A 15,017-nucleotide genomic window follows, 5' to 3' on the forward strand; every position below is an offset into this window, starting at 1 on the left:
GTAAGAAATGAAAATAATTAAAAAATTATTAATAGGTGTGCCTGCCTTTGCATTACCTTTTGCAACAATTGCTTGCTCTAAAACAGAAGATCCTGATAATATCCTAAAAAAGTTTGGGAATTTATTGGATGAAGGTATTAAAATTTATTGAAAATTTTCTAGTCAATTTGATAAAATATCAAAAGAAGGATATTTAAAAGTTTCTACAACCCCTGAAAATCAAACAAAAATTGAAGAAAAAAATGGTTATTTGTATACGTATAAATTCTTTGATCATATAACAAAACCAGTTTATAATAAATATGGTTTAAAACTTGTAAAAATATCTACAAAAGAAGAATTTGAGAATTTAATAATAAAAAGATATCAAGATTTACATACTTTGGAAGACTATAAACCGACGTCTGCGCAAGTAATATCTGCATTTGAAAAAGCTTTTTTAAATTATGCGAATGTTTATCAGCAACTTGAAAATAATGATATTTATATATTAACTGCAGGCATAAGTGGAACGTTTTCTGAAATTATCATACCTTTTGTATCAGATAATACTGTTGAATTAAAAATCATTAATAACCATTTAACTTTAACTGTTGATGAAAGAGTATTTACAGAACAGTTATGAAAAGTTTTTACATTACCAAAAAGAGAAAAATTTACTCTTAGTATGACTCCTGATTTTACTTTTGGAAGTACAGACTTAGACAAATTGCAAGAAGAAGTTAATATCCTTAAAAGTTATTATAATAATGAATTCCAGAAATCGTATAAAAAAGAATAATAATATAAACAGTAATCAATGTTCGGCAATGGAAGGCCGAATGTTTTCATATTTATTTAATTATTTTTTATAGTATTAATGATCTTACTTTAACTTAAGTTTTTATTTCGATGTATGCCAATTTCTAATATATATAATATAACCAATAAATGCATTTACTATTTATTTATAAATAATGAAAGAGTAATATTAAAGTTTAAAATTTTTATTAATTACATTAATATTATTATTACTACAAAATTATAATATATGCTATAAACTACCAATTAATTGAGTTTACTAATAATAAATATAAATTATTCTATAAATAATTTATACCATATTTTAGTTAAATATGCTCTATTTAGGTAAGATTCATATATAGACTTAAATATTTGTAATTCAGTCGCTTTTATTTTGTTATTTTAATATTTCGAAAATATCATTTTTTTAATATAATAGAGATATATTTAAATAGTTAGGAGTAAAATTGCAAAATTTAACACTCACTTTATCAAAGTTATTTTATAAATTTAATAATAAATGGAAAGATTTTTGATCACGTAAAGAACTTTGAAAAAAAGGGATTTTCACATTTTTCTTATTAATAATTTTTATAACTGGTACGACAATTACCGCACCATTTATCAAACTTTCAAATATTAACCAAATCAATGATAATTCGTTTTTAAATACTTTAAATTTAATTGGCGGAGGAGGGCTGCGCCAATTTTCAATGTTCGCCCTAGGCATTAGTCCCTTTATTAATGCGTCCTTAATTATGATGGTTTTACAATCAAAACTTGTACCACCAATTCATAAAATGAGTCAATCAGGACCACAAGGTAGACGTAAGATCAACATTATGACACGTTTTATCACTCTTGTGATAGCGTATCCACAAGCTGTATTTTTAACAAGATCATTATCATCAGGAAATTTACGCTCAAGTTTTATCCAAATTACTGGAACAGATATTTTTTCTGAAACTACTATTGTTTATTTCTTAGTGCCAATGATCTTAACTGCCGCTTCATTATTTGCTCTTTTTATTAGCGAGCAAATCACAAATAAAGGAATTGGTAACGGAACTTCTTTAATAATTTTTACAGGAATCGCTGCAAGATTACCATTCCAATTCCAATCTGCTTTTGTCTATTATATTGGTGATTTAAAAAGTCAAAATATTGTTGGAGATATCTTAAGTTTTATTTCATATGTTTTTACATATTTAGTTGTTCTTTTAATTATTGCTATTGTGTATGTAGCAGAAAGACATATTCCAATTCAACAAGTGGGGGCTGGAAGATCTAAAAATAAAAAAGAAATTGGTAAATTACCAATTAAGCTAAATCCAGGTGGAATTATGCCTATTATTTTTGCAATGATGGTTTTATCATTTCCATCAATGATTGCAAACATCTTGCCGCAAACTAATGCAGCAAAGCAATGAATTGACCTTAACATGCAATTCACTTCACCAGTAGGTTTTGGACTTTTAGTTGGAATCGTATTTTTCTTCTCATTAATTATGGGAATTCAACAATCAAAAGTAGATAAAGTAGCTGAAGACTTTACTAAGAATTCTACTTATATCCCAGGCCTTAGACCCGGAGAAGATACACAAGATTATTTAATTGCAGTTGTCTTTAGATTAAGTGTTTTTTCATCATTTTACTTAGTAATTTTAGCAAGTATGCAATTTGTGCAAACAATGACCGGAATTTTACCACAAAGTATTGCCTTTGGTGGTACTAGTCTAATGATTTTAGTTTCAACAGCATTGGAAACAGTTGGTCAATTAAAAGCACGTAATAAATCAAATAAACTTTCGTTAGCTAAACACCAAACATATAAAAACTTAGAATTAGCTAATGATGATGAAAATAACATTAATAAAAATGAAGGACTTTTATGGTAAAAACAAATTTAATTTTTATGGGGGCTCCAGGTGCAGGAAAAGGAACAGTGGCCTCAATTCTTGCAAATCAAACAAATTTAGTACATTTATCAACTGGAAATATTTTTCGTAATGAAATAAAGAATCAAACGGAACTTGGCAAACAAGTTGAATATTATGTTAATTCTGGTGGTTATGTCCCAGATTCAGTCACTAATAACATTGTTTTAAATGCTATTAATAAATTTAAAGCAGAAGGTAAATACTTTATTTTAGATGGGTATCCTCGCACGAAAGAACAAGCTGAATTTCTAAATCAACAACAAGATTTTTCCTTTAAAATTATTAAATTAGATGTTCCAAATGAAGTCATTATCGAGCGTTTAAGTGGTCGCAGGTTGTGTAAAAAATGTGGGACAAGTTACCATATAAGTTTTAAACCACCTAAAGTTAGTGGACTTTGTGATCTAGATAATCAAGAATTAATTATTCGTGAAGATGACAAACCAGATAAAATTAATAATCGTTTAAAGATCTACGAAGAGCAAACAAAACCTTTATTAGATTTTTATCAAAATCAAGGTCATTTCATCAATATTTCAGCTACTTTAAGCCCGGATGAAGTTTCTCAAAAAGTATTAGAATTAATTTAATAATGTGGTAAAATAAAGATACTTTTAGTTAAGTATCTTTTTTCATATTCTACTTTTTGGAGGGCTATAATGGCAATAACAATTAAAAACGAACAGCAAATTAGAAAAATTACTAAAAGTTGTCAAATCTTGGCAGAAGTTAAACAAATTATTTGAGACTTTATAAGACCAGGGGTTTCTTTAAAAGACATTGATCAATTAGCTTTTAAAGAAATTATTAAAAGGGGAGCTAAACCAGCTTTTTTAGGTTTATATGGCTTTCCTGCAACAGCTTGTATATCTGTTAATCATGAATTGATCCATGGAATCCCATCAAATTATAAAGTTAAGGATGGAGACTTAGTTAGTGTTGACCTAGGTTGTCTATGAGAAGGTTATAATAGCGATAGTGCATTTACTAAACCAGTTGGTAATGTAACAGAAACTGATTTAAAACTAATTGAAGTAGCCAAAGGTGCTTTTGAAGCTGGCTTAAAAGCCATTAAAAAAGGAGCTAGGGTTGGTGATATTTCAGCAGCTATCGGTCAATATATTAAAAAGAACAATTTATATACACCAGAAGAATTTTCAGGCCATGGTATTGGTTTAGAATTACATGAAGATCCGTATGTACCTAATGATGGTAAAAAAAACACTGGTCCATTACTTAAAGATGGCATGGTAATTTGTATTGAACCAATGATAACCCAAAGTAAAGGAATTAAGATTCTTTCAGATGGGTGAACTGTAGTTAGCATAGATGGCAAAAATACAGCCCACTATGAACATACAGTTTTAATTAAAGACGGCAAAGGAATTGTTCTTACGAAAGGAATTTAATTTGGCAAAAGATGCAATAAAATTTAAAGCTACTGTTAAAGAGGCTCACACAACAGATTTATATACTGTTGAGCTTGAAGATAATGGAGCAATTATTAAAGCTCATATTTCAGGTAAAATGAGGGTACATCATATAAGAATTTTACCTGGTGATACTGTGGATGTAGAATTAAGCCCATATGATTTAACTCAGGGCAGAATTGTCTACCGACACAAATAAATTAAGGAGTATAAATGAAAGTTAGAGCAAGTGTAAAAAGAATGTGCAAAGACTGTAAAATGATCAAAAGAAAAGGTGTAAACCGGGTAATTTGTGTGCAACCTAAACACAAACAAAGACAAGGTTAAGAAGGGAGTATATTATGGCTAGAATTTTAAACGTCGAAATTCCGAATAATAAACGCATTGTTATTTCTTTAACATACATTTATGGTATTGGGAAATCATTAGCGCAAGAAATTTGCAAAAAAGCAAACATTAATGAAAATTCAAGAGTTCATGATTTAACTGAAGAAGAATTATCAAGAATTCGTGAAGAAGCAAAAGCTTACTTAACCGAAGGTGATTTACGTAGAGAAACAACTTTAAATATTAAACGTTTAATGGAAATTAAGTGTTACCGTGGAATTAGACACCGTAAAGGGTTACCAGTACGTGGACAATCAACCCAAAAGAACGCTCGTACACGTAAAGGTCCTAGAAAAACTGTTGCAGGAAAGAAAGGTAAATAATAATGGCTCGTAAAACTAAGAAAAAAAATATAGTTAATGGTGTGGCACACATCCACTCATCAAACCAAAATACTATTGTTACATTTGCAGATGAAAAAGGTAATGTTATTGCTTGGAGTTCATCTGGAGCTATTGGTTACAAAGGAACTAAAAAGAAAACCCCTTATGCAGCTGGCTTAGCAGCAGCAGCAGCAGCTGAAGCTGCTAAAGAACACGGTATGAAATCAGTTAAAGTTGAGTTAAAAGGACTAGGAGCAGGTAAAGATGCTGCTAGAAAACAAATCGAAGTATCAGGGATTACAATTACTGAAATTAAAGATGTTACACCAATTCCGCATAACGGTACAAGACCACCAAAACGTATCTTAAAACGTGAACGTGCTCGAAAATAATTAATAACCATTTAAGGAATCAAATATGAAGAAATTTCAACCTTTATCATACAAAGAAAAATTTGAATATAAAGAATCAAATAGAAACGAAGTAACATTTACTTTATCAGGGTTAGAAAGAGGATTTGGTAATACTTTAGGTGTTGCTCTGCGTAGAGTAATTTTATCAAATATTACTAACTTGGCACCTTTCTGTGTTCGGATTGCTGGAGTTCAACATGAATTTAGCACTATTGATGGTGTTATTCAAGATGTTCCATCAATCATTATGAACCTGCGTAAGGTACGTTTTACTTATGACCCTGAATATGTTTCTGATGATGAAATTATAAAAGTTAGTTTACGTTCTTTAGAACCAGGTAAATTAACTGCACAATCAATTGAAATTAACCATCCGGGAATTAGAGTTGTTGATGAAAGTGTTTTTGTTGCTGAAACAAGCAAAGAAGCTGTTTTAAATATTGAAATGTATTTAAGAGTTGGTCGTGGCTTTATGTCATTTTCTGAAAACAAAAACTATATTCTTGATGCAGATGTTAAAGATAAATTAGCAACTTTATCTGATATTAGTGTTCGAAATCAAGCAGAATTTATCGCAGTTGATTCAGACTTTTCACCAGTTTTAAAAGCATGATATTCTACTAGAGAGCTAAACTCTTCTTCGCCAAAAATTGAAGAAGAATTACAATTCTCAGTCATTACAGATGGAACTATTAATGCTAAAGAAGTGATTGCTCAAGGTTCAAAAATCTTAATTGGAATGTTCCAAGTTATTGGTGATGTTGAAAATATGCAAGAAATTAAGCTTTTTGATGAAGCAGTTAAAGAAGAAGCACAACCAGTTAGTGATGATTTAGATATTACACAATTAGGTTTATCAGTTCGTTCGCTGAATGCCCTTAAGAAAATTGGTAAAAGAAAAATCAGTCAAGTTGCTTTGTTAACTATTGAACAACTTGAAGGCACTAAGAATTTAGGTCGTAAATCAATTGACGAAATAGTAGAAAAACTTAGAGAACATGGTTATGAATTAGCACAAGGAGAGGAAGAAGAATAATATGGCAAATCCTACACAAATCTATTCACGTGATACAAAATGAAGAACTGGTGTAATGCGTTCACTTGTTAGTGAACTTTATGCAAACGGAACAATTATTACTACTTTAACAAGAGCTAAAGAAGTAAGAAGACATGCAGAAAAAATGATTCAAAAAGCAAAAAACCCTACATTAGCAAACCGTCGTATGGTTGCTGGATACTTACGTAAGCTTACTGTAAATACCAAAGGTGAAGAAAAAGAACTTTTAAAATATTTATTTGACACTATTGCACCAAAATACAAAGATAGAAATGGTGGATACACCAGAATTATCAGATTACCTCGTCGTCAAGGTGATAGCACACGTATGGCAATTATCGAACTTGTTTAATTAATCTAACCTTTAATAATAATTTTATTGATCTTCATATTCAAGGCACTGCCTTGAATATTTTTTTATTAATTTTAGTAAATTAATATTATTGTTGAGATTTTATTACAACTAACTGGAGAAGAAATTTCACTTTCTTTATATTAATAAGAAGCAGAAGCCAAGGATAATGAAATAAATAAAACTTATTAATTAGAAATGTCACATGCAAGTTTTTTGCATGTGACATTGTTTTTGTCTGCCTTGTAATAAAATAGTTGTATTAATAAATTTTAAAAAAATGAAAGGAGACTTTAAAATTATATGAAAAATTTAGAAAAATATATTTGTGTTTTTGACAAATATCGAAAAGAAAATAAATATCAACATTTTAAAATTGAAGAGAATTACAACACTATCTTGAAAATGCAAGGAGCTCTTGGGACACAACGAAAATTACGATCAGATCAAATCGATCTAGAACAACTTTATAATATTTTACAAGAACTTTCTGAAGGCTTATCAATCCAAGAAGTAGGAAAGATTTTTGATAGAGACGTTCGAAGTATAAAAAGTAAAATTGAAATTATTACAAATCACAGACTATTGAGTTTAGATAAACACAATCGCTATGTTTGTCCTAAGTGCTTAAAAAGAGTAATGCGTGTTAAAACCCTTAATTTTACCAAACTATACAACATTTATTAGGCTATTCATTTTTGCGACTCTTTTTTGTAAGTGATGCAATTAAAGAGAAATGAAAGGCCTACAGAAAGTATTGGTATAGTGAACTTAATACATACAATAAAAATAGAAATAAAAAAAATTTGCAGCAAAAAGAAGTTAAGAAATCAGTTACCTACCTTGTCAATTCTTTTAAAAAAATATCACCTGATGAATTTGCTCCCTCACCTAGTACAATTTATAAAATAATTAAAAAATACCCTTATTTCCTTGAATTTGACCACATTGTTAGAAAATCAGAAGGAAAATATGGAATACGGAAGCAAAAGAAAACCAAACCTAAAACATTAAAATATGCAACAGAAATTTCAAAACGTCCAGATTATATTAATGATCGCTTAGAACATGGTCATTTTGAATTAGACACTGTTATTGGCAAAATCAATGATACATATTGTATTGTAACCATAATTGAACGGCAAACCAGAATGTCTTATGCTATGCTATCAAAACATAACTCCAAAGCTATAAAACAAACTCTTATTAAACTGGGAAATTTTTTTCGGACGGTTTTACCTTCCCCAACCATACCATTTGGCTAAGCCAAACGGAATGCTTTGGGAAGGTTTTTTTTATCTTATTCTTTTATAATTATATCAGTTTATAAATTCTTTGATTTTTTGTGATAATTCAATAAAAGTAAGCCTTTTACAGGTTTGATCAAAATTTGGAAAAATCTCGCTTTTAAGAATTGAAAAGAAATATTCAATTTCACGGTTGTCTAGACTATTGCCAATTCTTGACATTGATATTTTACCTTTTAGCAATTCTATTTTTTTAGTATATTCAACCGACGAATAAGCAGATCCATGGTCAGAATGTAAAATAAAATTTTTTTTGAATTTTGTATTACTGATATTATTCAAAATTAGTTCGGTATCATTTCTAAGTGATAATTCATAGGTCACAAACTTAGTTTTATGGTCGATAATTGCGGATAAATAAATATGATTTTGCTCAATGTCTTTTGGTGCTGGTATGTAGGTCACGTCTGTTGCATATATATTATTGTTGATTGAATTATAATCTCGTTTTACTAAATCAGGCACTTTAACACAAGTATTTTTAGATTCTTTGTTTTTACGTTTTTGTCTAACAAATGTTTTTAAATTAAGTTTTTTCATATAATTCCCAAGGGTTCTAGGATTTATTTGAATATTATATTCTTGGAAAATATATTTAGCAAGCCTCCTTCGTCCATACCTTTCTTTATTTTCGACAAAACTTTTAAAAATTATTTCTTTGTGTTTGACATTTATCTCTTTAGCTTTGTTGTTATCTTTCAATTTCTCATAATATGTGGATCTTGCTATTAAAAAAATTTTTGCCTTGTATTTTGATGAAAGATTTTCAATTTCTTTAATATTTTTAATATCTGCATCAATATTATTTTCATTAAAAATTCGATAGTAGTATTTTATAACTGCATCTTTTTCATCATCTTTAAGAGTATTAATTCATGTATAATCGAGAACTTTCTTTTTCTTTCTCCCAACACCTTTATCTTTCTTGGGTGATTTACCGCTTTGTGATTCTATGTTCATATTTAAATTATACAGTTTTCTTTTCTTTAACATATTTTTCATTGATTCTTTATTTCAGTATGCTTTTCTGATGTCAAAACAGAAATTTTCAAATTCTGCTTTGGTTATTACCAGGTTCAAGTATTTATCGTATAAGTCAAAAATTTTAACTCATTCTTTAGTCTTTAAATGTCTCATAACTACCTCTTTTTCTTTATATTAAAAATATTCGGATTTTGTCCGAATATTTCTTCCCTGTCTATATCAAACTAATCAAGAAACATAGCTTAGATATTAAAACTTTAACAGTTGATAATGTTAGTGAAAATGTCTTATTGCACCATGTCATTCCAACTGAAAGATTATTTAAATGCCAACCATATAGTTCATGACAAAAAGGTTCAATAGAAAATATGCACCGCTTAATTAGGTATTACATTCCCAAAGGAAAAAGCTTAGATAAATACTCTCAGCAAGAAATTGATTATATGATGGAAAAAATAAATAACTACCGACAAGTTGTACGGCAATATAAGATAACCTAAAAATTTTTTTTAATCCCCCGCCTTTGATTGCAATCAAAGGGGCCTTACTTTTGGCAAAAGTAAGCAAAACCGACGAGAAAACACTGTCGTGTTTTCTGTTTTCGCATACATTTTTTATGTAAAATTTATGTTAAAATTAAATCGCAATTATTTTGTTAATGTCTTGAATGTGACTTTTCCAAAAAACAAACAAAAAAAAGATAGTCTTAAGACTATCTTTTTCAAGATTTTATAATAAAGAATTAATAATACAAAAAATAACACCTTAATAGGTGTTATAGGTCATTTCTGAAATGGTACGTCCTAGAGGATTCGAACCTCTGACCCAATGGTTAAAAGCCATTTGCTCTACCTGCTGAGCTAAGGACGCACATCATTTGGTGCCCAGGACTGGACTTGAACCAGCACGGTCTTGCGACCGAGGGATTTTAAGTCCCTTGCGTCTACCATTCCGCCACCTGGGCAATTAACTTCTTTAATTGCTCTAATATTATAACATAAAATAAAAAAACAAAATACTTTTTTTAACTTTTTTGAACCAATTTTCTAAAAATATTATAAAATTATATTAGTACATAAAATAACTCGTAGTTATCTTGTGTATCTTCTTTTTTTCTGCAAAGGAGGAACATGGATATAAAAAATGAAGAACATAATTCATTAGATAATAATGAAAATGCAAACAAGCGTCATTCTTTTAAAAGTGCTAAGTCAATTGAAATTGAAAAAGCAATAATTGGTGAAGGAGTTGACAAAATTTTTAAAAAGAATACAGTTTATAAGAGAACCAAAATGTCTAACTTTGGTTTAAAATTATCAAAACTATATTCTTATATGCCAACATGGAAAATAGTTTTGATAACTATTATAACTGCAATTTTTTTTGGTGTAATTAGTGTTTTCTTTGTAAAGAATGTTGGAATTTATAATTTTGGTCTTGCAGCATTTGGACAAGCACTAGCAAGGCTTGTGGTTGTTTTATTTAAAGAAGGTCAAGTAACAGAAACTGTTCGTAATTTAATAGAACAATTTATTTTCTGAATTGCTTATATAATTTTAAGTATTCCCATTTTTATTTTTGGGTATAAAAAAATTGGAAAATTATTTAGTAATTTAACAGTATTATTTTTAGTTGTTTCGTCAATTGTATCTTTTTCAATTGGGTTGATTCCTGGAGCAAATGGAGTATATATTATCGGGGAATTTTCAAATCCAAAAGTTAAAGAAGTATTACCAGAATTTAAACAAAAGTTAAGTTCTATTATACCTCTTTTATGAAGTGATGGAGGAAATATCATAGCACTCTTTGCTTATGCAGTTATTTACGGTTATTTACTAGCTTGAATTTTTGCAATTATACAAATTATTGGTGGAACAGCTGGTGTAACTGGTGTAATAGGTGAATGATATGCTAATGCTAAACAAAAATCATTCGGAACAATTTCAGGTTATATGAACATTATTATTGTTTTAATTGGTGTCTTAGTTGGTTCTTGGTTACCTGGGTCATTATTACTTCAAGAAGCTGGCAAGAATATAACATCTGCTAATTCTGATAATACAGAATTATTGCAAATTACCAAAAAAGCTTGAAGTTTTGAATTATATTTATCGCCAAACTTTTTAGCTACTGTTTTAACTAACGTTGTTTATATAATGGCACTAAATAAATTATATCCTAAGTTTAAACTAGTACGTGTTGAAGTGTTTTCACTCAATAAAGCTGATGAAATTTCAGAACTACTAACACACGAAAGAAAAATAGTTACAGGTATTACTGAGTTTCATGCCAACGGAGGATATTCTAAAGATCGATTTAATGTTATTACTACAATTACATTATTTAGACAAGTAGATCGAATTATTAAAGATGTTCGAAAAATTGATGAAGATGCATTTATTTCAGTTTCCGATGTCACAAGCATCAATGGACATATTTATTTACCAAAGAATAAATTTTAATAGAAAAAAGAACAAATACTTGTTCTTTTTATTTATATTTTTTTAATTAAAGCCTTTATTCAGTTAAATGGTATTGGCACTTTCCAATTATTTTTATAAAGGTAATAAATTATTTCTAAGGTTATAAAAAATAGAATGCTTGGCAAAAGCAGTGGTATTGTTGTATTATAAATATTTCTTTCATGGTAATATTGAATTTTAGAAGTTAATGAAATGCTTGAAAAAATTCCATATGTCAAAGCATTTCTAAACGTACTTTCATATTCAAAGAAAATAAGTGAAAAGATATCTTTTTGAATACTTGGATAAATTTTTTGAAAATAGATTTGCAAATCTTTTAAACCTAAGGTTCTATATAGGTTTATTTCGTCATTTGAAAAACTATTTATTTTACTTACTAAATGTTTAACTAAGGTTCGAAATGCACTTATAAATAAAACAATGTTTAAAACAGTCAACGAATCTAAAAAAGCATTAAATAAAATAAAGAAAACTACTATGGGTATAGTTTTTAAAAATACTAAGAATCCCCTTAAAAATCAAGAAATAAAAACTTTATCAGTTTTTTCACTCATAAAAAAGGAATATAGCACGGAAAGTCAATAAGCACTATAAACAGCAGCATAAACATTAATTAGGATTAAAAAATAATCATAATAATCGTTGAAAGAATTATTTACTAAATCACTAAAATCTCAATTAAAAAAATCTTTTAAAAATAACCATAGTATATTTCATTGAATATGTTGATTACTAAATAATTCAACTAAGCTCCATAGTAAGATGACTAAAAACAGTAGTTTTAAGATATTCCATATATATTTTGGAAAATTATAAGTGACTGTTTTATGATAGTTTTTATTTGAAGTAACTTTATATAAATAATCTTTTAAGTAATTATTATAAAGACTTATTAAGACTTCAAAGAAAACCGTAATTAAATATATATATAAAAGGCTAATTCCTAAATAAATAAATTGGGTTTTATTGTTTTCGATTCAAAAACCAATTCCTACTATTCCAATACTTCCTAAAATTGAACTTCATCTTATATTTGTATCAAGTGATAACAACATATTCATTGTGTATCTATTTTTATTAGGCAAGTAGATATTTTTTTTAAAACTAGAATATTTACTTATTCCTAATGAGCGATCGATTCAATAATACTTACTTTCAAAATTTTCAATTATTTGAATTAAGAATTTATGCACTCATAATCATGTGCTTCAAAAGAATATAAAAAATGCTGACAAATAAGGACTAAAAATACCTTGGAATAAAAATAAATACATGATTAAAGGGAATGACCTTAAGAATATTACAAACCACCTAATACAAAATGCTAGATATTTATTTTTGTTAATATTTTTAGCGCCTGAATATGAGGTTAGAAATGCTAGTAAGTATCCAAAGATTGAACCACCAACAACTGATTTAAGAGTTATAAACAAATATTCAAAATTTAAAACTCATAAATTTTTATTAGATAACTCAGGATGCGAATTTTTAAATGTAAATAAATCTCTTAAATGGTTTATAAATCTTTTAAATCCAGAAGGATAAAAACTATTAAAAACACCAATTTGATATAAACAGTATATAAAAAATAATAGTGAAAGAATACTTAAGATATTGCGCTTTCATTCTTTCTTTTTTAAATTTGTTGTAAAAGTATTATTATGTTTCATAATATTTTTTTAAGTCTTCAAAATTTAAATTCCTAGGGTCAATTTCCAAGATATCGTTATTTTTTTTATCAAATACAAACAATTTATCAAAATATGATAATGCTGCATTTAAGTCATGTATTGCAACAATCACCTGTGTATCTTTTTTATATTGATTTAAAAGTTCAAAAATAACTTTTGTATTTTCAATGTCTAAATTGCTTGTTGGTTCATCTGCTAAAATAATCTTTGGTTTATTAAAGATCATTTTAGTAATACTTAAACGTTGTTTTTGCCCAGAAGATAGTTTTGATATTTTTTGAAATGCAAGATCTTGAACTTTTAAATTTGTTAAAATATCAAAGAGTTGTTCTTTTTGTGTTTTTGTGAGTATTTTAAAAAGCCTATAAAATCAATTTTTATATTGACTAAAATCACTTAGTAAATTTTGATAAAAATCCAAATCTTCAACTAAGTTATTTTCCGGTCTTAAGTAAAAAATGCTTTTTTTGAAATTTAAGAGCTCTTTTTTATTAAATTTTAAGACATCCTTGTTTTGATATGTTAGTATTCCATTTTTTACTAATGAATGGTTAAAAATTGATTTAAGTAATGTGCTTTTCCCGCACCCACTTGGACCAATTAAACCACAAAGTTGCCCAGCAGGAAATTTTGCATTAAAATCATTAATAATTATTGAATTATTGTAAGCAATTTGAACTTTTTTAAATACCAATTTTAATTTCCTATATTATCTAAAATTGACCAAATATCTTTTTCTGGATCATTTATATAATCATAACTATAAAATCCGTGGCTAGGACCTCATAAATCATTTTTAGTGGTTGCTAACGACTTTAATGCTTTTGCAAGAATTTGAATCTTACCTTTATCAATACTTTTTTTATAAATTCCAATACTATTTGGAAGCGGATCTGTTGTTGTTAAGAAAGTAAATTTTTGATTTGGTCTAGTTTCTTGGTTAATTGTAAAAGGATCATTGCTATCTTTGTATTTAGTGTAAGTATAAAGACCTTCAGCATCAAAAAAGATTTTTTGGTTATTTAGTGAGGCTTTATAAATATTTACTAAAGGTTTTGGGTCCAGCTTATAATTAGCATTTTTATTAATTAAATCAAGTAATGAGGTGAATTGATCACCAAAGTGTTTTTTAAGCAGTGCTTGTTGTAAGATGTATTTGCTTGCAGATTCTTTGTCATTGCTATGCACATAGCCAAAACCTAAAAATTTATTCAAATCTTTTTTATTTCATGCATCGATAATTTCTTGAGTTGTTTGTTGATCTGCAACTATATAAATTACCCCACGATAATATTTAGTTAAATTATCTGAGTAAAAATTGTTATATAAATAACTTGCATAATTATTACCGTTAACTGGATCATCTCATTTGGACCTAGGAAGTTTATCAAAAAGAACTTGCTGAGATCGAGCAAGTTTGCGAAGAGGATCATTTTCTAAACCATTTTGATATGTTTCATTATTTTCTGGACTTGACCCTATAAAAGCTTTGGTATAAGTCTGGATTCCAAGTTCAATATTACTATCTTGGATTTCCTTCTTTTTGTTGATAACTTTACCTGGTGAGATAAACACTAAGTCTTGTTTATTTTTAATTAAATCATCAAAGTTTTTACTATATTCATTAAATGAACCTTCAGTCGAAATTTTGACTTGAAATTGTCCGCCTTGTTTTTTAATTTCTTCATTAAGGGTTGTTTGAAATTCGTTGACCTGAGTGGGATTTAAACCTACCCCGATATTTATCCTTAGGATATTTTTATTATTTTCTTGGTTTGTGCATGATAAAGCAATAACACCGATTAAAGGCAATTGCCCAAATGTAAATATTATTTTTTTAAATAGATGTTTCATATTTCTCCGATCT

The 15,017-nt window shown here is 28.0% G+C and carries 18 protein-coding genes and 2 tRNA genes; 14 read left to right on the forward strand and 6 right to left on the reverse strand.

From position 1 onward, the window contains the following. Positions 1 to 7: 7 nt before the first annotated feature. From AC0B4S_RS00700 to AC0B4S_RS00755, 12 genes are all read left to right on the forward strand, one after another. Entirely contained in the window at positions 8 to 781 is a 774-nt protein-coding gene (locus AC0B4S_RS00700; RefSeq protein ID WP_465101208.1) for a hypothetical protein, read from the forward strand. A 469-nt stretch (positions 782 to 1,250) separates the two neighbouring features. Further along, positions 1,251 to 2,681 (forward strand): preprotein translocase subunit SecY, encoded by a 1,431-nt coding sequence (secY, locus tag AC0B4S_RS00705; protein ID WP_465101209.1) that lies wholly within the window; start codon positions 1,251 to 1,253, stop codon positions 2,679 to 2,681. After that, positions 2,675 to 3,313: an adenylate kinase family protein gene (locus AC0B4S_RS00710; protein WP_465101210.1), complete on the forward strand. Its 639-nt coding sequence runs from the start codon at positions 2,675 to 2,677 to the stop codon at positions 3,311 to 3,313. Before secY ends, AC0B4S_RS00710 begins: the two co-directional genes overlap by 7 nt. Before the next feature lie 69 nt (positions 3,314 to 3,382). Beyond that, the gene (gene map, locus AC0B4S_RS00715) at positions 3,383 to 4,132 is read left to right on the forward strand and encodes a type I methionyl aminopeptidase (protein WP_465101211.1); all 750 of its coding nucleotides are present in this window, start codon (positions 3,383 to 3,385) and stop codon (positions 4,130 to 4,132) included. 1 nt (position 4,133) lies between these two features. Next, positions 4,134 to 4,352, forward strand: a complete 219-nt coding sequence (gene infA / locus AC0B4S_RS00720) for a translation initiation factor IF-1 (protein ID WP_465101212.1) — start codon at positions 4,134 to 4,136, stop codon at positions 4,350 to 4,352. 14 nt (positions 4,353 to 4,366) lie between these two features. Next, positions 4,367 to 4,480, forward strand: coding sequence for a 50S ribosomal protein L36 (gene rpmJ, locus AC0B4S_RS00725; RefSeq protein ID WP_004794374.1), 114 nt, complete (start codon positions 4,367 to 4,369; stop codon positions 4,478 to 4,480). A gap of 14 nt (positions 4,481 to 4,494) precedes the next feature. Then, positions 4,495 to 4,863 (forward strand): 30S ribosomal protein S13, encoded by a 369-nt coding sequence (gene rpsM, locus AC0B4S_RS00730; protein ID WP_465101213.1) that lies wholly within the window; start codon positions 4,495 to 4,497, stop codon positions 4,861 to 4,863. Positions 4,864 to 4,865: 2 nt separating this feature from the next. Beyond that, positions 4,866 to 5,255 carry a 30S ribosomal protein S11 gene (gene rpsK / locus AC0B4S_RS00735; RefSeq protein ID WP_465101214.1) on the forward strand — a complete coding sequence of 130 codons (390 nt, stop codon included), beginning with the start codon at positions 4,866 to 4,868 and terminating at the stop codon, positions 5,253 to 5,255. Between the two features lie 25 nt (positions 5,256 to 5,280). Beyond that, complete coding sequence (locus tag AC0B4S_RS00740) at positions 5,281 to 6,312, forward strand: DNA-directed RNA polymerase subunit alpha (protein ID WP_465101215.1); 1,032 nt, start codon at positions 5,281 to 5,283, stop codon at positions 6,310 to 6,312. Position 6,313: 1 nt separating this feature from the next. Next, a complete protein-coding gene (gene rplQ / locus AC0B4S_RS00745) occupies positions 6,314 to 6,685 on the forward strand; it encodes a 50S ribosomal protein L17 (RefSeq protein ID WP_465101216.1) in 372 nt (123 codons plus the stop codon). 303 nt (positions 6,686 to 6,988) lie between these two features. After that, on the forward strand, positions 6,989 to 7,372 hold the full coding sequence (locus AC0B4S_RS00750; protein ID WP_465101217.1) for a hypothetical protein: 384 nt from the start codon (positions 6,989 to 6,991) through the stop codon (positions 7,370 to 7,372). Positions 7,373 to 7,383: 11 nt separating this feature from the next. Further along, positions 7,384 to 7,950 carry a transposase gene (locus AC0B4S_RS00755; protein WP_465101218.1) on the forward strand — a complete coding sequence of 189 codons (567 nt, stop codon included), beginning with the start codon at positions 7,384 to 7,386 and terminating at the stop codon, positions 7,948 to 7,950. A gap of 30 nt (positions 7,951 to 7,980) precedes the next feature. Here AC0B4S_RS00755 and AC0B4S_RS00760 read toward each other — a convergent pair whose 3' ends face one another. After that, positions 7,981 to 9,129 carry an IS3 family transposase gene (locus AC0B4S_RS00760; protein WP_465101219.1) on the reverse strand — a complete coding sequence of 383 codons (1,149 nt, stop codon included), beginning with the start codon at positions 9,127 to 9,129 and terminating at the stop codon, positions 7,981 to 7,983. Positions 9,130 to 9,167: 38 nt separating this feature from the next. Here AC0B4S_RS00760 and AC0B4S_RS00765 point away from each other — a divergent pair, with 38 nt between their 5' ends. After that, entirely contained in the window at positions 9,168 to 9,476 is a 309-nt protein-coding gene (locus tag AC0B4S_RS00765) for a hypothetical protein (RefSeq protein WP_465101220.1), read from the forward strand. Between the two features lie 294 nt (positions 9,477 to 9,770). Here the strand turns inward: AC0B4S_RS00765 and AC0B4S_RS00770 are convergent. Both AC0B4S_RS00770 and AC0B4S_RS00775 read right to left on the reverse strand, forming a co-directional pair. Continuing rightward, a tRNA-Lys gene (locus tag AC0B4S_RS00770) sits at positions 9,771 to 9,846 on the reverse strand. 8 nt (positions 9,847 to 9,854) lie between these two features. Beyond that, positions 9,855 to 9,940 (reverse strand) — tRNA-Leu (locus tag AC0B4S_RS00775). A gap of 166 nt (positions 9,941 to 10,106) precedes the next feature. Here AC0B4S_RS00775 and AC0B4S_RS00780 point away from each other — a divergent pair. Then, on the forward strand, positions 10,107 to 11,438 hold the full coding sequence (locus tag AC0B4S_RS00780; protein ID WP_465101221.1) for a DUF2179 domain-containing protein: 1,332 nt from the start codon (positions 10,107 to 10,109) through the stop codon (positions 11,436 to 11,438). A 32-nt stretch (positions 11,439 to 11,470) separates the two neighbouring features. Here the strand turns inward: AC0B4S_RS00780 and AC0B4S_RS00785 are convergent, their stop codons facing one another. Genes AC0B4S_RS00785 through cypl form a run of 3 tightly spaced genes read right to left on the reverse strand, consistent with a single transcriptional unit; the run spans position 11,471 to position 15,004 of the window. Further along, on the reverse strand, positions 11,471 to 13,129 hold the full coding sequence (locus AC0B4S_RS00785; RefSeq protein WP_465101222.1) for an ABC transporter permease subunit: 1,659 nt from the start codon (positions 13,127 to 13,129) through the stop codon (positions 11,471 to 11,473). After that, complete coding sequence (locus AC0B4S_RS00790) at positions 13,119 to 13,844, reverse strand: ATP-binding cassette domain-containing protein (protein WP_465101223.1); 726 nt, start codon at positions 13,842 to 13,844, stop codon at positions 13,119 to 13,121. Before AC0B4S_RS00790 ends, AC0B4S_RS00785 begins: the two co-directional genes overlap by 11 nt. 2 nt (positions 13,845 to 13,846) lie before the next feature. Further along, a complete protein-coding gene (gene cypl, locus AC0B4S_RS00795) occupies positions 13,847 to 15,004 on the reverse strand; it encodes an ABC transporter thiamine pyrophosphate-binding lipoprotein p37/Cypl (RefSeq protein WP_465101224.1) in 1,158 nt (385 codons plus the stop codon). Between the last annotated feature and the right edge of the window lie 13 nt (positions 15,005 to 15,017).

It is taken from the genome of Mycoplasma sp. 6934, assembly GCF_055523595.1.